Below are 19,493 nucleotides of genomic sequence, written 5' to 3'. Positions count from 1 at the left end.
TACGAGGTAGCCTCGCCGGCGAGCTGCGGGATCGTCGGATTTGGCGTCGGCACGATGAGCCCCAGCGCTTCATGCACTGCGATCCAGCGAAGCGCCGTCGTCCCCGGCCCAACGCCCTGGGCGATCTGTCGCCCGCCGCGGTCTGTGGAGATCAGCGCGTCGAAGGTTCGAAGCAGCGAGCATCTCGCCGCGAGAAACCTCGCCCCCGCGATCAGCGGTCGCGGGTCACAATGCATTTCTACGCCTGTCCTAATGCCTCATGAGCAGTGGCACACGGCGCGTTGGCCGATAGCAGTGCCCAGCGCCGGTTCAGCGATCTGAAGCGTGACATAGCATTCGCGTTCGTTCGGCATGACGCCACGCCCGAATTACCGCTTCCGACGTTCGAGATAGAGGTAGGCCGGATCAAACTCTGCTACGGCGGCCAGCCCTGCCAGATCGGCGATCCGCACCCGACCACTGCGAAACTCGACGAGTTTCCGTTCGCGAAGTTCCTTTAGCGTTCGGTTGACGTGGATCTGGGTCAGCCCCAGGCATTCCGCTAAATCGAGTTGGGTAAGTGGGAGGGAATATGCGGCCTCTTCGGCTAAGCCAACGATTCCGAGGCGAATGCGGAGTTCGCAAAACAAGGCTGCGAGCTTGGCTATAGCGGTCCGTCGGCCCAGCGAAAGCTCCCACTCCCGGTGAATAGCGGCATCGAGGTTAGTTTGAAACCAATATACCCGGGTAAGGTGGGGATGCTGTTCGGTGATAGCCGACAGTTTTGCATGCGGGACCGTCGCGATGCGACACTCGGTCAGCGTCAATATCGAGTGATCGAGGCGCTTGAGCGAAAAGCTGTGCAAATCCACAAAATCGCCGGCGACATGCAATTCGGTGATCTGGCGCTCGCCGTTGCGTAGATCTTTGAAACGGCACATCATCCCTTCGAGGAGCAGCGTGCTCGCCGCGAGCTCTTCGCCTTTGCGGATCGCGATCGTGTCGGCGGGCAGTCTGATCTCGGGGCACGCGGCCGCCCGAATTGCGGCCTCTTCAGGCGCGCTGATTTCGTCTCGTGCGCGTAACTTGCGCAGATGGATATCGAGCATCGTCACCCCTTCGAAAGCCGCAGGTCAATCGCCTCCTCGTAGCGCACGAGACACAGCAGTTTTCCAAGAGAGTCTAGAACCTCTATCCGCCCGGTAAGGTCCACCGTTCCCTGTCGGGCTTCTTCGCTGATCAAGGACCGAATGCCATCTATCGCGGCGGCTTTTGCCTCGGCAAGGCTAGCGAAATCACGACCTTCTTCGTCCTCAACCATTCCTATGCCGTTGTAGATGGTGAGATAGTATCTCATCGTTGATATCGGGCCACGCCCGGTGTCGGCGAGCGCTCTTCGTGCGCCACTTTTGTCGGACGAACGAGCAGTCGTTCCAAGCTGGCATCGGTCGAGGCTCTTGTCGATTTGGGAGATGATGCAGCCAACAAGGCAGTGCCGCTCACGAATAGGATCATGATCGAAGACCCGATGTCCGGTTCGTCGCCCATTAGCGATGCGCTGCCCATCGCCAGGAGCGCGATGAGCGACAGGAGCAACCGGCTGCGCGAGCCGTAAACCGATTTGCCAATCTCAATATCGATGGCGCTGCCTATACGCGCGTGTTTCATTTCGTCGCCTCCCTGACCACGGACAGTCAGCCCGGCGCGGCTTATACGACCTCGCCGGGCTTGAGAGGGTTAGGTCGTCAGGGTGTCCACGGACGCCGGCGGGTTCGCCTCGGCAAAGGCCGGCGCGGATGCAATGTCTTCGGCACCACCCAGATCAGCATCCGTGGTACGGCCGGCGCCGGGGCCTGCGCCCAGATCAACGCCCGTCCTTGGGTTCGAAGCGGGATTTGATGCGGTTCGCGCAGCCAACTTGGCTGCCGCGACCTCCTCCGCCGAACTCAACCCGACGCTGGCCGTGCCATCGCCGCCATCAATCGGCATCGTCTGCGTAAGGTCGTCGATCCGATCCCATTGACCGCCAGCGTTCCACGGTCCGTTCGTGTCACCTTCTCCCTGCGACGTGTTGACGTAGATATTGGCGTATTTTGCGACACCGGGCAGCTTGCCCGACGGAAAGTTGTCCTCGATCGCGTAAAGCGCCTTCTCGAAGGATTTCTGATGCGCAATTTCGCGCGTCATCAGGAAGCCAAGCGCTTCCTTGATGCCTGGATCATCGGTGATGTTGATCAGGCGCTCATAAACGATCTTCGCGCGGCTTTCGGCTGCAATGTTCGAACGAAGGTCCGCCGTCGGCTCCGAGCGGCTGTCGATATATGCGGCGGTCCAGGGAACCCCGGCGGAATCAATCAGCGCAGGTCCACCACCGAACAAGAGAGCCTCCTTCGCGCTCACGCCTGATGTTCCGAACGTACGGTAAAGTTCGACTTCTTCCATCTGGCCTTCGGCCAGCTGCGCCTTCACGCCCTTGTTGAGCATCGCGATGATCGACCCGATCACTTCGAGATGGCTCAACTCCTCGGTCGCGATGTCTAGCAGCATATCCTTGCGACCGGCATCGTCCTCGCCGAGTCCTTGAGTGAAATAGCGCATTGCGGCTGCAAGCTCACCGTCTGCGCCACCGAACTGCTCAAGCATCATAGTGGCGAGACGCGGATTTGTCTCACTAACCCTCACGGTATATTGCAGACGCTTATTGTGCATAAACATTAGGAAATTCTCCGGTAGGAGCGATTGAAACCGGTCGCGTTAATCGACGTTCCCCGGTCTGATCATAAATGAACATAGATTATTGGTTTTATATTTGTGCCATCGTGGTGGCGGTGTGGATTGGCGCCTCAGAATGGAGGGAGTCATGCGGCTGGTCGGAAGACCGGCTCTTATCGAGGTCGATCTGCGTCGCGCGCGCCTCCGCATATGCAAATACGCACCGGATGCTGGCGCCTCGAGCAGGGAAAATAGAGCTGCTAGTAATCGTTCCGATCGCGGGGGGGGGGGGCACGTTAATCGTGTCGTCGGCGACTCAAAGAAGCGCGCGACGCCCAAGCATAAAATTTATTGAGCCCGTGCTTGAGCCGTCCCTCGACGCTTCCATTCCTGTCTTTGTGAATGGCCCGAGATCAGGCCAAGAGGCTGGTCAACCGCGCGTCTGGCTCTGGCGCAAAAGGATTGACGATGATCACACCGCGCCACGCAAAGCCCAGCGACATGTCCTCAGACAGCAGCAAGCCGCAACTGGCTTCGGCAGCGGCGTTGCAAATCAGCGCATCCCAGAATTGAAACTTGTGCGCAGCCGCGAGATCGAGCGCCGATAGGAAGGCGGAGGCATTGCTGTCGGCCGTCCCGAAGGCCTCTGTCATACGCAGCACGGTATCGCGGGCTTCATCACGCGTCGCGCCTGAGCGCGTCAGCACGACAAAAAGCTCGCCCAGCACTTGAAGTGGGGCCACGAGCACGGCGCGGCCGCGTAGGCGCTTAAGAAGCGTTCGGCTGGCGTCGATCTTGGCGCCGTCGTCGGGATGACGGTCGACGCCGGCTAGATAAGCGAGGACGTTCGTGTCGAACGCGATCCGGGTCACTCGTAAAGATCCTCGCGTCGCCACGCCTTTCCATGGCGGCGGGGAAGGGTCGCAACAAAGTCGAGCAGCGCGTCGAGCGCGGGATCCTGCCGATCGAGATCGTCGATCGGTGACACTTTGGCGACGGGCCGACCGCGCGACGTCACGACGAAGGTTTCGCCTTCCTGCACCTCGCGGAGCATCTCGGAGAAACGCTGATTGGCGTCGCTGGCACTGATCGCCCGGTCCATCGTCAAACCTTTCTAGTGGTAACACCTAGATAGTGAGATGTCCGGTTTTGTCGAGGGCGCTTAGACAATCACGCGCCCGTCCAAGGGACTGAAGCGCTCTTCAACGCCCTCGGTCTTCCCACGCGCGATCGGCGACGCCAGACGTCGTTCCAATCGTCGCCGGCGGTAGAAGGCGGCGGCTTGAATGCTCTTCGGGCGAGAAATCGTCCGTCATTCCAGGGGCGGCGTACATCGAGTGCAGCATCGATGGACGAATGTCCCATCGCTTTGGCGGCAGGGGGCGCAAGCTCGTTATATCGTCTTTGCCGTGGGGATCTGGGGGGTCCGCAACTCTCCCTGCCACGGACCCGCCGGGCGTCTCGCGCCCGCTTGCGGACATCGGTCGACTGAACCAAACTGACTTATGGCTCTATCGGTTGGGAAATACATTGTTCTTTAGAGCGCTCGTGCTGACGTCACTGACGATCATGCCCCCGGTTTTCGCTTCGCAGCATGCGGTAACGCAAACGGATCATGCCGCGCCCGTGGATGAATGGGGGTTGGTCGGCACGTGGCGCCTCGTCCGTTTTGAGAATATGTCGAAGGATGGAGCGGTGAAGACGCCTTACGGCGCCCATCCACGCGGGTACTTCATGTACGACAAGACGGGCCACCTCAGCGTTCAGATCATGCGCGATCCGCCGCTGCCGGCGTTCGCCGCAGATAGCAAGAAACCAACCGACGCTGAGAAAACGCAGGCATATGGCGCTTTCGTCAGCTACTTTGGGACCTACCGTGTGGACAAGGTCAATCACCTTATTCATCATGAGGTAGAAGGCGCGTTAGATACGACTTACACCAATACAGACCAGATACGACCGTACAAGCTTTCGGGTGATACGTTGATTATTGAAGCGGATGATTTGAAGGACGGAACGCACTATTATCGCGAGCTCCATCGCGTGCGTTAGTCTCGCCCTCGGCATTGATGTCGCTTTTGATTTGCGCCCGGCAGGCGTCTGCAAGGGCGAAAGCAAGTGGAACGCTCGTGGCCGACCAGTTCGGCTCCGAGACGACCACGCTCAGGTGGTCGATCGTTACGCGGGGCAATAAAACGTCAATGAGCGCCCAAAGTAGGGGACAGCGAGGTGTCTGCTGCCAGCGACTTCTGTTACCGATCCCGCTCCGCTCGCTTGCGATCGGCCTTCCGGGCACGGCTGACTGCGGCCGCATGCTCGCGCGCGCGCTTCTCGGAGGGTTTCTCATAGTGCCGACGAAGCTTCATCTCGCGGTATATGCCTTCGCGTTGAAGCTTCTTCTTGAGCGCTCGGAGCGCCTGGTCGATATTGTTGTCGCGAACGATGATCTGCATTTTCGGCTTCTGCCTGCGCGGGAGCTGGGAAGGCATGCCGTCTAGGCTAACTAACGGAACTTCGCGAGCGAATATCCAGCGGGATGAGCATCTGGTTTGGCTGGAGGACGGGTCAAGCGGACTGTCAAATTTTCGCTACTCGTTCCGCGAGTGGCGGGCCGGGTCCAACACGTCTTTCTATCCGGGAAGCCTCATTGTGGTGCAACGGGCTAAGCCGTCCGGTGGACGGCGATCCGGCTCGCTGATAACGGCGCATCCCACAAAGCTCGAGGGGCGGCGCCGGCTGCCACCTTGCGATGATCGGAGCGATACAAGGTAGTGGCCACGAAGCAATCCCCGCGACGCGGGAGCAAGACCAGTGTGCGCCGACGTCCGACATCTTCAGGTCGCAATGACGGCTGGTTGCGGGCCGTGCGTTGGCTCATCGTGCTCGCGCTGCTGCTAGTCATCGCTCGATACGCTTATATCGCGGCACAGCCGGACCGGAGCTGTTACACATTCCTGCAGCACAAGATCGAGTGCGATCGAGTAGGGGACTATTCTGACAGCGACCGAGCGAAGCTCGAGAGCGTCATTGAAAAGGCGACCCCCGCGCAATAACTTATCAGGCCGCCGCCGTGCATGTCTGTTTCGCCTGAGCAGCATTTGACGCCCAGACGCCGTCAGGGAGAGGTAGTTCGCGCTCGTCTCACCGTCGCCTCACATCGGACTTTCTTAAGCGTAGGAGCGCAAAGGCACCTTCTTGCGCACGCATCAGGATCTGAAACGACAAAATGGCCAGTACAATGACGCCAGAGCCCGACAGCGATCACGACGCAGGAGGTGCGCCGCTGATCGAGTTGAATGAGGCCGGTGTCAGGAATCTCATCGCTCGGGCCAAGGCGCAGGGCTACGTCACCCACAAACAGCTCGCCATGGCGTTGCCGCAGGACGAAATGACGTCCGGACAGATCGAGGACGTGATGGCAGCCATCAACGAGATGGGCGTCACCATCGTCGAAAATGAAACTGCCGGTGACGACGACGATGCCGATGGCGAACGGCCGGACGACGACAATGCCGATAGGGCTGAGGCCTCCAATGAAGCCGATGAGAGCTCGGCCGTCTTTGCGCAGCCGCCGACGAAAGAGGTCATCGACCGTACGAGCGATCCGGTCCGCATGTATCTGCGCGAGATGGGCACGGTCGAATATCTCACCCGCGAGGGTGAGGCCGCGGTCGCCAAGCGGATCGAGGCCGGGCGCGATACAATGATCCGGGGGCTCTGCGAGAGCGCGCTGACCTTTACCCAGATCATCGACTGGTCGAGGCGGCTCGATGACGGCACGATGCAGTTGCGCGAGATCCTCGATCTCGACGCGATGATCTCCCGTGGGCCGACGCCCGAGCAGGCCGCGCGTGCCGGGGAAGACGATAGCGGCGAGATCAGCGCAACGTCTGCTGGGCCATCCTTCAAGGAGGAAGAGGAAACCGAGGACGCGTCCGCCGACGAAGGTCCGGAAGGCGCCGAAAATCATCCGTCGCGGCCATCCGACGACGAGGATGAGGAAGACAATGCGCTGAGCCTCGCCCAAATGGAGCAGCAGCTCAAGCCGCAGGCGCTGGCGCGGTTCGCGACGATCACGACGGTCTATCGGAGTTTCGCAGACCTGCAGCGCGCGCGCATGGCGGCGATGGGCTTGGGAGCGGCTTTCCCGGCGGCGCGGGAGCGAGAGTATCAGCAGCTCCGCGAGCAGCTCACCGCCGAGGTCGAGGGCGTCAAATTTCGTAGTGCGTTGATCGAGGAGTTGCTCGACCAGCTCTACTCGTTCAACCGCAGGCTGACCGCGCTAAGCGGACAGATGCTGCGCATGGCGGAACGCCACAAAGTCCCTCGTACGGACTTTCTAAATCGCTATGTCGGTCACGAGACCGAGGAAGGCTGGCTCGAGCGCGTCGGGACGGTCGACAAGAAGTGGATCGCGTTTGCGACCGTCGAGGGCGCCGCGGTCGAGCGCGTCCGCGCCGAGATCGCCGAGATCGCGCAGGCGACGGGCATGGCGCTCACCGAGTTCCGCCGGATCGTCAACATGGTCCAGAAGGGCGAGCGCGAGGCGCGCATTGCCAAGAAGGAAATGGTCGAGGCGAATCTCCGCTTGGTCATCTCAATCGCTAAAAAATATACGAACCGCGGCCTGCAATTCCTTGATCTCATTCAGGAAGGCAATATCGGCCTGATGAAGGCGGTCGATAAGTTCGAATATCGCCGCGGCTACAAGTTCAGCACCTACGCCTCGTGGTGGATCCGACAGGCGATCACCCGTTCAATCGCAGATCAGGCGCGAACGATCCGCATCCCAGTCCACATGATCGACACGATCAACAAGCTGGTCCGCACCAGCCGCCAGTTCCTCCACGAGACCGGTCGCGAGGCGACGCCGGAGGAGCTGGCCGAGCGCCTCTCGATGCCGCTGGCGAAAATCCGGGCGGTTATGAAGATTGCCAAGGAGCCGGTCTCGCTCGATTCCCCGGTGGGCGAAGAGGACGACAGCAAGCTTGGCGATTTCATCGAAGACAAGGATGCCGTGATCCCGGTCAATGCGGCGATCCAAGCCAGTCTCAAGGAAAACGTGACGCACGCGCTCTCGGCGCTTACGCCGCGCGAGGAGCGGGTGCTGCGCATGCGCTTTGGCATTGGCATGGACACCGATCACACGCTCGAGGAAGTCGGACAGCAGTTCGGCGTGACCCGCGAACGGATCCGCCAGATCGAGGCCAAGGCGCTCAAGAAAATGAGCCATCCCGCACGCGCGCGACGGATTCGCAGCTTTCTTGATTGACGCGGCACGCTCGGCGCACGGAGCCGCCGGCTGCGGCGAGCAGCTGGACGCCTGGCGCTGTCAGCCTCCGGAGTGCGAGCGCTGGCGCTGACCGGCACACGCCGCTATCTGCTCGCGATGTCCGTCGCGAAAGACCTCACCGAGCTTGGTAAGCTGATAGCCAGGCAGCACGGCTGGCCCGCGGCGAAGGCCTTCAAAGCGTATGAGATGAATGACCGGGATCGCGCCGTGCTGACGACGAGCGCCGTCGATCTCCTCACGATCTTTCTCGACGTCCCCGCGGCCTGTGCAGCGATGAGCGCAGCTTTCGCGGTTCAGCTCGAAAGGGTGTTGCGCGGCCCGATCCAGGTCGTTGCCGGAACGCTGACGGTGGAGGGCGAAGCCGTTTTCGGTGATCGCTCGCCACGCGGCGGGGCGGCTTCCTGCTCTACCGAAGCTTATGACTGTAACGGTCACGTCTGGGTGATGGTCGGGCCCTACGTGGCCGACATTTCCATCTTTCGGATCGCCTATTCGCCTCACGGGCCTCCGAAGCTGGCGCGTCACATCAATCTCGTCTTCGGTCCTAACCAGGGTCTCTATGTAGAGCACTGGAGGCGCACCAGGCGGCGCGGCCTTGGATATGAGCCGCACTATGTACTGAGCGCGGCTGAGGTCACGGCGCTCATGGGCGGAGCTTATCAGACGATCGAAGCGCATCGAACCTCAAGCGCAGCAGCCTGAGTCGCGATGAACAGCAAGACGCGCGGACCGGGCATCGGCCCTGCCCTCACCGCCATATTCTCGGTCGCCTGCGGGCTGATGGTGGCGAACCTCTATTATGCGCAAGCGCTGATCGGCGAGATCGCGCCGGCGTTGGGCCTTCATGGCGGGGTCGCGGGCCTCGTCGTCACATCGACGCAGCTGGGTTATGGCGCGGGCTTGTTCTTCGTCGTCTCGCTCGCGGATCGCGTCGAGAACAAGCGGCTGATCCTGCTGCTGACGGCGGGAGCATGCTGCGGACTGTTCGGTACCTGGATGGCCGCCGACGCGGTGAGCTTTCTTCTGTTTTCGTTCGCGACTGGCTTTTGCTCGGTCGGCGCCCAGATCATGGTGCCGCTTGCCGCCCATCTGGCGCCGCACGACAGCCGCGGCCGGGTCGTCGGCAATATCATGGGCGGGCTGATCACCGGCATCATGCTGGCCCGCCCATTGGCGAACGGCCTTGCCGCCGTGGCCGGCTGGCGCGCGATTTTCGGAGTCTCCGCACTTGGCATGGCGGCACTGGCGCTGCTCATTGCGCGCACCGTCCCGGAGCGGCGGCCCGAGCCGGTATTGCGCTATGGGCAGCTCTTGCTGTCGAGCCTTTCGCTGCTTGTGAAAACGCCAGCGATCCGGCGACGCACGGCCTACCAGGCGACGATGTTCGCAACGTTCAACCTGTTCTGGACGGCGGTGCCACTGCTGCTCGCGGGGCGTTTCGGCCTCGGTCAGGCCGGTATCGCGTTGTTCGCGCTGGCCGGAGCCGGCGGAGCGCTGGCAGCCCCGATCGCGGGACGGCTCGGTGATCGCGGATATGTTCGAGCTGGCACGGCAGCGGCGCTCGCATCGGCGATCGTCGCGTTTCTGATCGCGGGCTGGGCGGCGGCCGCGCATGCGCTGATTCTGCTCGCTGCGGCCGCCATCCTGCTCGATGCGGCGACCCAGATGAACCAGGTGCTCGGCCAACGCGTGCTCTTCTCGATCCTTCCAGAGGCTCGCGGACGCATCAATGCGGTTTACATGACAATCGTCTTCCTTGCCGGGGCTCTTGGCTCGACGCTCGCGACCTTGAGCTTGGACCAGGGAGGCTGGACGGCCACCGCCTCATTGGGAGCGGTATCGGCTACAGCGGCGTTCCTTCTCTTCCTTACGGAGCGCCGACCGACCATAGCGTAGGCTTAGCTCGCGGCTGCGACCACGCCGCGAGCCACGGCGTAACCGACCGCCACGGGCCGCCTCCGAGGCGAAGGGGCATTGCGCTGCTCGACGAACGAAAAAAGAAGGCGTCCATATGTCGGACGGCTCCCTATGGCGCTACGCTGAGCCGACTAGGAGCGGACAGGGAATGCCCGCGAAAGCTTTGATTTTCGCGCTTGAAGCCCCCCGTGATTGATTGCCGGCGCTCGCAGTCTAGATCGCGGAGATGACATCAATATTCGGCGTGAAACTTCCTTCGGTCGCAACCGCACCGTTCTGCCCGTCCGAGACTGTTGGCAGCGTCGTCGTCCCTTCAGGGGGTTCGCTCGCGCGACGGGTGGCAGGGTTCGTCGGCCCTGGCATGTTGATTGCCGTCGGCTACATGGATCCCGGGAACTGTGCGACGGACATCGCCGCGGGCGCTAGCTTCGGTTTCGACCTGCTCTTCGTCGTCGCCTCGATCTCGCCCAGGCCTGCCGGCTCCGCTACGGCAGGGCGCCCAATTTACCTCTATGGGCGCGGGGCTCATGGAAAGCCGGGTCTACGAGAGCCCGATCCTTATCTCAGCGGTGTCAAGTGGGCGCTTTAGGATGTATCGCGAAGAGTGAATTGGCCGTTCGCATATATGGTTGCGCGATGCCGCTTAACCAGCGGCCTATCGAGATCAGAGAACGGATTTGAGGCCTGCATTTGGTATTCTGATGGCAACTTCACGAAGGAGCCACGTGGCCGCTCTATCGTGTCGGCGCTAGCAACTGCCTCTCTTCAAAGTCATCGGTCGCGTAATCGCAGCGGCGATATCGATAGCAACCGGTCCTGCCTTCCCATTACGCGCTTTGCGGTTTCTGGCAGAGATACGCACCGAGATCACTTTAACGGTGGGACTAGGTCGGCCGACGTGCCCATCAGTGGCCTCGCGGCGGACTATGTTTCCGAAAAAATAAGATGACTGGGGATGATGATGAAGAGGATCTGCCAGGGAGCAGCCGTAATCGGGTTTAGCGCTTTACTAGCCATGCCGCCGGCACATGCTCAAAACACGGAAGGCTCGACCCTTGGATCGGGCGATATCATTGTGACGGCGCGTAAGCGCGACGAGCGCTTATTGGACGTGCCGGTCGCCGTATCTGCTTTGTCTCAGGAACAGCTTTCCCGATATTCGAACGTAACCCTGTCAAGCATCAGCCAACTGGTGCCGCAACTTGTCATTGCCGAATCTCAGAATCAGGTGGGTGGTTCGATCAATCTTCGCGGGATCGGTTCCGGCATTTCGAATCCGTCCACAGAAACGGCGGTGACGCTCAACATGGATGGCGTCCCGATCAGCTACGGCAACGCGATAAGGCTTGGTCAGATCGATCTCGGCCGGGTCGAGGTATTGAAAGGCCCGCAGGCCCTGTTCTACGGCAAGAATAGTCCGGGCGGCATCATCTCGCTGGTATCGCAGGATCCGGGCCGCGACCTCGAGATGAAGCTTCGCACAGGTTACGAGTTCAATGCGGACCAAAGATATGTCGAAGGGGTCGTCTCGGGACCGGTGACGGACAAGCTTGGCGCGCGTATTGTTGCGTATTATTCGAAGGAAGATGGCTGGTTTCGCAACGTTGCGGTGCCCATTCCCAATGTAACGCCAGGACCGGCGGCCAAAACATACAACGCTGAGGACATATTCGTTCGCGGCACGCTCAATTACAATCCTGCGGGGGGCGGTGCCATTTTCAAAGGCAAGGTCGCCTATGGGCAGAGAACGCGTGATGGCGTGGGCCCGACCGGCGGGTCGCAGATCGTCTTCTGCCCCGGCGGCGTCAGCCGGCTGTCGGGAGCCATCGACTGCAAGCTCAACCGCAACTTTTACAGTGTGATCATCCCTCAACGTGTCACCGCCCTCGATCCCACGCTCGAGGATGGCGTTCCCTTCGTCAAATCGACGCAATTCCTGTCGTCCTTGGCCATCGACCAAGAGATCGGCAGCGATTTCACGCTGTCCTCCGTGACCGGCTATTATCGGCTCGGAGAAAAATCGGTCGATCCGTTCACCTTTTCCAACGTGCCTTATTTCGCCGCCTCCAACGATATCGTCGCGGACGGTTTCAGTCAGGAACTGCGCCTGGCGACGGATTTCGATGGTCCGGTCAACTTCCTCGCTGGCGGGTTCTATCAGGACGCCCATTTCAAGATCCGGCAGGCGTTCGGCGTCGATTTCGGCGCGCCATTCCTCGTGGGCTCCACATATTACGACGTTCATACGCGCGCGACGTCCGTCTTCGGACAGACCCGCTATAAATTGCTGGACGATCTCGAACTGGCCGGCGGCGGTCGTTATTCGTGGGAGCGTAAATCGCTGACCGGAACATCGTTTGGCAGCACGATCGACGTGCTGTCTCCGAAGCGAAACTATCACGATTTCTCGCCTGAGATCACGCTTACCTACCGCCCCAATACGAACCTCACGCTATATACCGCCTATCGCGAAGGCTTCACCTCGGGCGGTTTCAACACCGTTCCTGCAACGTTGCGATCGGCCGCCAATCAAACGCTACCGCGCACGGACTTGTCCTATGGGCAGATGACCGCCCGGGGCGGCGGAGGGGGGGCGTGAAGGGGTATCTGGCGGGCAGGCAGGTGCTGTTCGATCTCGTTGGATATTATTACAAGTACAGTGGCCTGCAGCTTTCCCGCTACGACAACGCCTCCTTCACCCAGCTTACGCAGAATGCCGGCGGCGCAAAAATACAGGGTCTGGAGTTCAGCACGACTATCCGCCCCAACCAGCTTCGCGGGCTCGCGCTCAACGCGGCCCTTGCCTACAATCATTCGCGATATACCAACTTCATCGGCGGCTGTTATGCGGGGCAGGCGATCGCGGCCGGGTGTAATCTCAATCCCCGTAGTCCGGGGCTACCTGCATCGACCTACGGAACGGCGGCTAATCCCTATCAGGATCAGGATCAGACCGGGCAGAGACTGTTCCGGGCCCCGCGGTTCGGCCTGACGGCCGGTATTGGTTACGACCATGCGTTCACGGACGGCCTTGGCGGCACAATCGCGCTCGATACCGCCTACAGCAGCTCCTACGTCACCCAGACCGAGGCGAACCCTCTCAACCGCCAAGGTCGCTATTGGCAACTCAATGGCACCGTCACCCTCAACGGCGGCCCGAACAAACCTTGGGAAGTCGCACTGATCGGGCGAAACTTGACGAACAAGCTGTACGTGGTTGCCGGCTCCGTCGTCGGCTCCACCGCCACGGGGACCGGCACCGCGGTGACGCGGCAGGGGGACGTACTGGGGACGGCGAGTGCGCCGCGGGCCATCACACTGCAGGTAACGCTGAAAGACAGCCTATTGCGCAGATAGTCTCCGCGCCCTGCAAACCGACCGCTTCGACCGCTGGAGGCCACCCTAGGGGCGGGCATTGCGCAGCGGTGCGTTGCCACCGTCGCACTGAGGAGGAAGGGATCCCGCTTTTGAAAAACGCGAAGGCCGGCTCATCGGGTATACGCTAGTGCAATCCGCGAATTCACAACGGGTAGGCAACATTCCTATTTTGGATGCTTCTAGTGAAGCAGTGATGGGCGACGCACTCGGTTTCCGGCGGCGCATCGCTTAGGATCGCGCGATGCTTGACCCGCGCTCTCTCCGAATCTTCCTGTCAATCTGTCGAGAGAATTCGATCAGCGGCGGAGCCCGCGCCTTAAGTCTCTCACAGCCCTCCGTGTCCGTGGCTATGGCGCAGCTCGAAAGAGCGGTAGGAGCCATGCTGTTCGAGCGGGGGCGGCGTGGCATCTCGCTTACGGCTGCCGGGACGGCGCTTCGTGCACGCGCCGAGGCGCTCGAACTCCTGCTTCAGCACGCGAAGGAGGACGTGCTTCACGCGCGTGATGCGGTGGCCGGGCCGTTACGCGTGGGCGGCACGCCGGGCGCGCTCGTCAGCCTTCTACCCGAGGCGGTGAAGCGCATCGAGGGCCAGGTCGGCCGGCTCGCGCTGCAGGTGCTGGAACGGCCGGACGGCGATCTGGTCGGCATGCTGCAGAAGGGGGAGGTGGAACTCGCGCTCGTCACGACCGGCATGGAGCCGCCCCCGGCTGGCATCGCAGAGCTAACATGCGCGCGGGAGCCTTTCGACCTGCTGGTCGGCCGCGCCAATGACCATCTGCCGGCAGAGATCTCCCTGCGCGCGACCAGCGAGATGCGTTGGGTCCTGCCCGAGGCGAGAGGCGGCTTTCGTCGGCATATCGATGCGCTGTTCATCGCGACCGAAGCACCGACCCCCCAAGACGTGATCCGCTGCGACTCTCTGCTGACGACCAAGGCGATCGTTCGGGGCGGGTCGCGCGTTACCATCTTGCCGCGGCTCGTCGCGGCCGCAGAGCTCTCGATCGGCGTCTTGCGCGGCATCCGGATCATCGACGCCGGGATCAACCGAAGCGTCGGCGTGCGCTACGTTGCCGACCGGCCGCTTTCGCCACTGGCGGCGATGCTCCTGGCGGCGCTTCAGCCATAGCCTGCACCTATGGTGTGGCCACGAATCATTATTTTACGTGACTGCGCGGACAGGCGCATAAGCTCGACGAGCGACCGGAAAAGCCGGCGAACGAGAGGGTCTGATGCGTCATATATTTCGTGACATCCAGCTGTTCGACGGTACCGGGACCGCGCCTTATGCCGCAACCGTCGTCGTCGAAGGCGATCGGGTCGCGGCCGTCCATCGCGGGTCGGCCGGCTTCGAAACCGGCGAGGGCGATCATGTCATCGCTGGTGCCGGCCGCATGTTGATGCCCGGCCTGATCGAGGCGCATGCCCATCTCTCCTGGGGCTCGTCGGTCGAGAAAATCTATCACACCTTCATGCTTCCGCCCGACGAGATGCGGATCGCGACATGGCGCAATGCCCGCGTCCTGCTAGATCACGGCTTCACCAGCGCTTTCTCAGCCGGCGCGCTCGGCAACACGCTGGAGGTGGAGCTTCGCGACGAGATCGCGGCCGGCACGGCGCCCGGCCCCCGCCTGCGCGCGTCGACGATCGAGCGCAGCCCGGAAGCGGCCGAAGGGGTCGAGACCGGCAAGAAGATATCGATGGAGGGGAGGGGCCCCGACGCGATGCGGGCCTTCGTCCAACGATGCAAGGACTGGGGGATCGACAACGTCAAGCTCGTCATCTCGGGCGAGGATGCGCTCCTGCCCGGCAGTTCGCAGCACATCCTGTACGAAGAGGACGAGGTGGCCGCCGCCTGCGACGAAGCGCATCGGCTGGGCATGCTTGTCGGCGCGCATACGCAGGCAGCCGAGGCCGTGAAGATCGCCCTGCGCTGCGGCGTCGATGTCCTGTACCATTGCAGCTACGCCGACGACGAAGCTCTCGCCATGCTGGAAGCGCAGCGCGACCGCATCTTCATGGCGCCCGCGATCGGTGTGATCGTGGGCACGCTGGAGGCCACGCCGCCGCCGCACATCGACATGAGCTCGATGAAGGAGATGGCCAAACCCGTCATCGCCAATGCCAGGCGGATGATCCCTGAGCTGCGCCGCCGCGGCGTGCGCGTGCTGCCGGGCGGCGATTACGGCTTTCCGTTCAATCCCAATGGCCGCAACGCGCGCGATCTTCAGCATTTCGTGGACCTGTTCGAGTGCACGCCCACTGAAGCGCTGGTGGCGGCAACGAAGCTCGGCGGCGAGCTGATGCAGATGGGGGACGAATTGGGCCTCGTGAAGCCCGGCTATCTCGCCGACCTGCTGCTCGTAGATGGCGATCCGACGATCAACGTCTCGATCCTGCAGGACAAAACCAAGCTGGCGATGATCATGCAGGGAGGCCGCCTTCACAAGGCGCCGGAACCCGCGCTCGCCATCGCCTGAACCATTCGACCAAGGCTGATCTGATGTACGATGTGGCAATCATCGGCTGCGGCCCCGTGGGCGCGCTGGCTGCCAATTTGCTCGGCAAGGCCGGGCTCGCAACTTTGGTCGTGGAGCGCGAGGCGGCGCCCTTTCCGTTGCCGCGCGCCGTGCATCTCGATCATGAGATGCTGCGATTGTTCCAGTCGGCTGGCGTGATCGATCGGATCCTGCCGGACATGCGCGATACGGCGGGGCATCTGCATATCGGTGCCGATCATGGCGTGATCCGCTACATGGGCACGGTCGGCCAGCCGCGGCCATTCGGCTGGTCTAACGACTATTTCTTCTATCAGCCCGAGCTGGAAGCGCATCTGCGCAGGGCGCTGGACCGGTTTCCCAATGTGGACCTGCGATTTGGCAGCGAGCTGCGCGGGCTGACGCAGGATGCGGACGGGGTCACGCTGGCTTTGGGTGATGCGGCGGACGCGCAGTCGGTGCGCGCGCGTTGGGTGATCGCCTGCGATGGCGCGCGATCGGCCGTGCGCAAGGCGCTGAACGTCGCTCTCGAAGATCTCGATTTCGAAGAGCCGTGGCTGGTGGTGGACGCGGAAGTCGACGGTGACGTGCGCTTTCCCGATCTGACCGGCGTGCCAGAGGCGGCCGATCTGCAGCATCTTTCCGTGATGATGTGCGATCCGCGCCGCCCCGCGACGATCGTGCCGGGGCGCGGCAATCATCGTCGCTGGGAGTTCATGCTGCTGCCCGGCGAGGATGACGAGGCCATGATGCAGCCGGGTGTCGTCTCTGCATTGGTCGCGCCCTGGCTGGCGGGCGTGCCACACCGCATCACGCGCGCCGCCACGTACCGGTTTCACGGATTGATTGCGGAACGCTGGCAGGTTGGCCGCGTGTTCTTGGCGGGCGATGCCGCACATCAGACGCCGCCCTTCTTCGGCCAGGGCATGTGTCACGGGCTGCGCGATGTCGCCAATCTCTCCTGGAAGCTGGCGATGGTGGCGAACGGCGTCGCCGCGCCGTCGATCCTCGACACCTACCAGCCCGAGCGCGATCCGCATGTCCGCGCGGTGATCTCAGCGGCGGTGGCGGCGGGCCGCTACATCTGCATGCTGGACACGGACGCCGCCGCCGCGCGCGACAAAGCGATGCGCGAAGCGGCTCGCGCGGCGAGCCACAGCACGGCCGCCGACCTCATCCCCGCCATCGGCACCGGGATCGTCATGGGCGGCAGCGCTGCTGCCGGCGAGCGCTTCATCCAGCCGTGGATAGAGCGGGACGGGGTGCCGCTGCTGCTGGACAGCGCGACGGGCGACGGCTGGCGGCTTTTCGCGATCGATACGGCGACGGCGCAGGCCGCACGGTCTCGTCTGCCCACATATCCCGTGATCGATGCATCGCAGCTCGGTGACGGGGGGGCGGTCGCGGCATGGCTGACGACACGCGACGTTCGCGCAGTGCTGGTGCGGCCCGACTTCTACGTGTTCGGGACGAGCGACGATGTGGGCGCGCTGATCGAGAGCTGGAACGCGATGCTGGGTGGCTCTCCGGCGCGCGCGGAGGAGGCGGCATGATCCTGAACCTCGCCGCCGCGCACATCATTCTGACTGCCGCGCTTGCCGATGCGCGCGAGCGGGAAGCGAAGCCACTCGGTATCATCGTGCTCGACGCGGGCGGGCATCCGTTGGCGTTCGCGCGCGAAGACGGCGCCAGCCTGTTCCGCTTCGACATCGCCCGCGCCAAGGCGATGGGCGCGCTCGGCATGGGCGCGGATACGCGCGAGATCGCCGTGCGCGCTGCCGGCAATCCTGCCTTCTTCACCTCGGTCGCGATCGCGACGGGCGGGCAATTGGCGCTTTCGCCGGGCGGCGTGCTGCTCCGCGATGAAGCCGGCGCGATCATCGGCGCGATCGGGGTTAGCGGCGATACCCCAGATCAGGACGAAGCCTGCGCCATGGCGGGCATCGCCGCCCTATCTCACGGAGCCGAAGCATGAAGCTGCGCAGCATCGAACTGATCACACCGGACGCGGCGAAGGCCGCAGCCTTCCTGACCGATATCTGGGGCATGGCGCCTGCCGAGCAGCGCGGTACTACGCACTATCTGCGCGGATCGGGGACGCACCCCTATCTCGTCGCGTTGGAGGAGGGCCAAGAAGGCGTCCGCTCGACGACCTTCCTGTGCGAGGAGACTGAACTCGCTTCGCTGCAGAAGCGCGTCGCGGAAAGCGGGTTGGCCGCGAAGCCAGTGGTGTCGGAAGATCCGGGCGGCGGACATGGCCTGATCGTCGAGCTGCCCGAAGGTGTTTTGTTCCGCTTCCTCGCGGGTAGCGCGGAGGCGGAGCCGCTCGACGGGCGCGATCTGCCCGTGAAGCTGACCCACGTGGTGCTGAACGCCGCCGATGCCGAGGCTGCCGGCGATGTCGCGGAACGGGTGCTCGGCTTCCAAGTGTCCGATCGGACGAAGGCGATGGTGTTCGTCCGCTGCAACGATTCGCATCACAGCACCGCCTTCGCGCGCGCCGGCTTTTCGTCGCTCAACCACATCGCGTTCGAGATGGCGGATATCGACGCCGTCTTCCGGGGGATCGGCCGTCTTCGCGATCAGAAGATGGCGCCGGCCTGGGGGCCGGGACGGCACGGCCCGGGGGCAAATGTCTTCGCTTACTTCATCGCCCCGTTCGGCGCCGTCGTGGAATTTTCGACCGCCGTCGAGAAGGTCGCCGACGACTATAAGGTCGGCGCGCCCGAGGACTGGACCTGGCCCGAAAACCGGATCGATCACTGGGGCTTGTCCGAGAAGGACAATGCCGCGCTGCGCGAGGCCGAACAGCGCTTCCGCTTTCATCGCGACTGGGTGGCTGCCCCGCTCGCCACCACCGCTGCCTGAGGACAGATTCCATGCGCTATGTCAGCTTCCGCCGGACCGACGGCACCGCCAGCTACGGCCGGATCGAGGGCGATCAGATCGTGGATCTGGGCGCCGCGCCGGGCGCGCCTGTGGATCTGAAGTCCGCAATCGCCGCGCAGGCTTTGGCCTCGCTCTCGGGGAAGGCGCGGGTTGCACTGGCCGACGCCTTGCTTCTTCCGGTCATTCCCAATCCGGGGAAGATCCTGTGCGTCGGCCACAATTACGAGAGCCACCGGCAGGAGACCGGGCGCGCCAAGGTCGCCCACCCCTCCATCTTCACGCGCTTTGCCGATACTCTGGTCGCGGACGGCCAGCCGATCGTGCGGCCGCGCGCCTCGACCGATCTCGATTACGAAGCGGAATTGGCGGTGGTGATCGGCAGAGGCGGACGCGCAATCGCGGCGGGCGATGCGCTTGATCATGTCGCGGGTTACGCCTGCTTCAACGATGCATCGGTGCGCGACTGGCAGTGGCACACCACGCAGTTCGCACCGGGCAAGAACTTCCCGGCGACCGGCGGCTTCGGCCCGTGGCTCGTCTCGCCGGACGAGGCAGGCGATCTTCTGGGGGTGCGCGTCGTCTCGCGGCTGAACGGCACGGTGATGCAGGATCAGCCGGTCGGCGAGATGATCTTCTCGATCGCCGACATCATCGCCTACGTCTCCGCATTCACTCCGCTCTCACCGGGGGACGTGATCGCCACGGGTACGCCCGGAGGGGTTGGCGCCAAGCGTCAGCCACCGGTCTGGATGAAGGCCGGCGACAGGATCGAAATCGACATCGGCCCTATCGGCACGCTCACCAATCGGATCATCGACGAACAATAAAAT

The 19,493-nt window shown here is 62.8% G+C and carries 19 protein-coding genes; 12 read left to right on the top strand and 7 right to left on the bottom strand.

Annotation, left to right across the window (positions count from 1 at the left end):
* Window positions 1-368: 368 nt before the first annotated feature.
* The 6 genes from Q4F19_RS07245 to Q4F19_RS07220 all read right to left on the bottom strand — a co-directional run bounded on the left by Q4F19_RS07245 (window position 369) and on the right by Q4F19_RS07220 (window position 3,793).
* A complete protein-coding gene (locus tag Q4F19_RS07245; protein WP_303541166.1) occupies window positions 369-1,088 on the bottom strand; it encodes a Crp/Fnr family transcriptional regulator in 720 nt (239 codons plus the stop codon).
* A 2-nt stretch (window positions 1,089-1,090) separates the two neighbouring features.
* The gene (locus Q4F19_RS07240; protein WP_303541165.1) at window positions 1,091-1,336 is read right to left on the bottom strand and encodes a DUF6894 family protein; all 246 of its coding nucleotides are present in this window, start codon (window positions 1,334-1,336) and stop codon (window positions 1,091-1,093) included.
* Window positions 1,333-1,647 carry a hypothetical protein gene (locus Q4F19_RS07235; RefSeq protein WP_303541164.1) on the bottom strand — a complete coding sequence of 105 codons (315 nt, stop codon included), beginning with the start codon at window positions 1,645-1,647 and terminating at the stop codon, window positions 1,333-1,335. The genes Q4F19_RS07240 and Q4F19_RS07235 overlap by 4 nt, the downstream gene beginning before the upstream one ends.
* 69 nt (window positions 1,648-1,716) lie before the next feature.
* Window positions 1,717-2,688 (bottom strand): manganese catalase family protein, encoded by a 972-nt coding sequence (locus Q4F19_RS07230; protein ID WP_303541941.1) that lies wholly within the window; start codon window positions 2,686-2,688, stop codon window positions 1,717-1,719.
* A 416-nt stretch (window positions 2,689-3,104) separates the two neighbouring features.
* Entirely contained in the window at window positions 3,105-3,563 is a 459-nt protein-coding gene (locus tag Q4F19_RS07225; RefSeq protein ID WP_303541162.1) for a PIN domain-containing protein, read from the bottom strand.
* On the bottom strand, window positions 3,560-3,793 hold the full coding sequence (locus tag Q4F19_RS07220) for a type II toxin-antitoxin system Phd/YefM family antitoxin (RefSeq protein ID WP_303541160.1): 234 nt from the start codon (window positions 3,791-3,793) through the stop codon (window positions 3,560-3,562). Before Q4F19_RS07220 ends, Q4F19_RS07225 begins: the two co-directional genes overlap by 4 nt.
* A gap of 446 nt (window positions 3,794-4,239) precedes the next feature.
* Between Q4F19_RS07220 and Q4F19_RS07215 the strand changes: the two genes are divergently transcribed.
* On the top strand, window positions 4,240-4,743 hold the full coding sequence (locus Q4F19_RS07215; protein WP_303541158.1) for a lipocalin-like domain-containing protein: 504 nt from the start codon (window positions 4,240-4,242) through the stop codon (window positions 4,741-4,743).
* A 200-nt stretch (window positions 4,744-4,943) separates the two neighbouring features.
* On the opposite strand, the gene rpsU is transcribed toward Q4F19_RS07215, so the two are convergent.
* Window positions 4,944-5,144: a 30S ribosomal protein S21 gene (gene rpsU / locus Q4F19_RS07210; protein ID WP_303541156.1), complete on the bottom strand. Its 201-nt coding sequence runs from the start codon at window positions 5,142-5,144 to the stop codon at window positions 4,944-4,946.
* Window positions 5,145-5,917: 773 nt separating this feature from the next.
* Here rpsU and rpoD point away from each other — a divergent pair.
* The 11 genes from rpoD to Q4F19_RS07155 all read left to right on the top strand — a co-directional run bounded on the left by rpoD (window position 5,918) and on the right by Q4F19_RS07155 (window position 19,490).
* Window positions 5,918-7,963, top strand: a complete 2,046-nt coding sequence (gene rpoD / locus Q4F19_RS07205) for an RNA polymerase sigma factor RpoD (protein WP_303541154.1) — start codon at window positions 5,918-5,920, stop codon at window positions 7,961-7,963.
* Window positions 7,964-8,080: 117 nt separating this feature from the next.
* Complete coding sequence (locus Q4F19_RS07200) at window positions 8,081-8,686, top strand: hypothetical protein (RefSeq protein ID WP_303541152.1); 606 nt, start codon at window positions 8,081-8,083, stop codon at window positions 8,684-8,686.
* A 6-nt stretch (window positions 8,687-8,692) separates the two neighbouring features.
* Window positions 8,693-9,880 carry an MFS transporter gene (locus Q4F19_RS07195; protein WP_303541150.1) on the top strand — a complete coding sequence of 396 codons (1,188 nt, stop codon included), beginning with the start codon at window positions 8,693-8,695 and terminating at the stop codon, window positions 9,878-9,880.
* Between the two features lie 1,036 nt (window positions 9,881-10,916).
* Window positions 10,917-12,500, top strand: a complete 1,584-nt coding sequence (locus Q4F19_RS07190) for a TonB-dependent receptor (protein ID WP_303541148.1) — start codon at window positions 10,917-10,919, stop codon at window positions 12,498-12,500.
* Window positions 12,497-13,258, top strand: a complete 762-nt coding sequence (locus Q4F19_RS07185) for a TonB-dependent receptor (protein WP_303541146.1) — start codon at window positions 12,497-12,499, stop codon at window positions 13,256-13,258. Before Q4F19_RS07190 ends, Q4F19_RS07185 begins: the two co-directional genes overlap by 4 nt.
* Window positions 13,259-13,520: 262 nt before the next feature.
* The gene (locus tag Q4F19_RS07180; RefSeq protein WP_303541144.1) at window positions 13,521-14,405 is read left to right on the top strand and encodes a LysR family transcriptional regulator; all 885 of its coding nucleotides are present in this window, start codon (window positions 13,521-13,523) and stop codon (window positions 14,403-14,405) included.
* A 103-nt stretch (window positions 14,406-14,508) separates the two neighbouring features.
* Entirely contained in the window at window positions 14,509-15,756 is a 1,248-nt protein-coding gene (locus Q4F19_RS07175; protein ID WP_303541142.1) for an amidohydrolase family protein, read from the top strand.
* A 23-nt stretch (window positions 15,757-15,779) separates the two neighbouring features.
* Window positions 15,780-17,327, top strand: a complete 1,548-nt coding sequence (mhpA, locus tag Q4F19_RS07170) for a bifunctional 3-(3-hydroxy-phenyl)propionate/3-hydroxycinnamic acid hydroxylase MhpA (protein ID WP_303541140.1) — start codon at window positions 15,780-15,782, stop codon at window positions 17,325-17,327.
* A complete protein-coding gene (locus Q4F19_RS07165; protein ID WP_303541139.1) occupies window positions 17,324-17,749 on the top strand; it encodes a GlcG/HbpS family heme-binding protein in 426 nt (141 codons plus the stop codon). Before mhpA ends, Q4F19_RS07165 begins: the two co-directional genes overlap by 4 nt.
* Window positions 17,746-18,642, top strand: a complete 897-nt coding sequence (locus tag Q4F19_RS07160; protein WP_303541137.1) for a VOC family protein — start codon at window positions 17,746-17,748, stop codon at window positions 18,640-18,642. The genes Q4F19_RS07165 and Q4F19_RS07160 overlap by 4 nt, the downstream gene beginning before the upstream one ends.
* A gap of 11 nt (window positions 18,643-18,653) precedes the next feature.
* On the top strand, window positions 18,654-19,490 hold the full coding sequence (locus Q4F19_RS07155; protein WP_303541135.1) for a fumarylacetoacetate hydrolase family protein: 837 nt from the start codon (window positions 18,654-18,656) through the stop codon (window positions 19,488-19,490).
* The last annotated feature ends 3 nt before the right edge of the window (window positions 19,491-19,493 follow it).

Source organism: Sphingomonas natans, assembly GCF_030546695.1.
In the GTDB taxonomy this organism is placed as follows: Bacteria; Pseudomonadota; Alphaproteobacteria; order Sphingomonadales; family Sphingomonadaceae; genus Sphingomonas_I; species Sphingomonas_I natans.
This window is presented reverse-complemented; position numbering and strand designations above follow the sequence as displayed.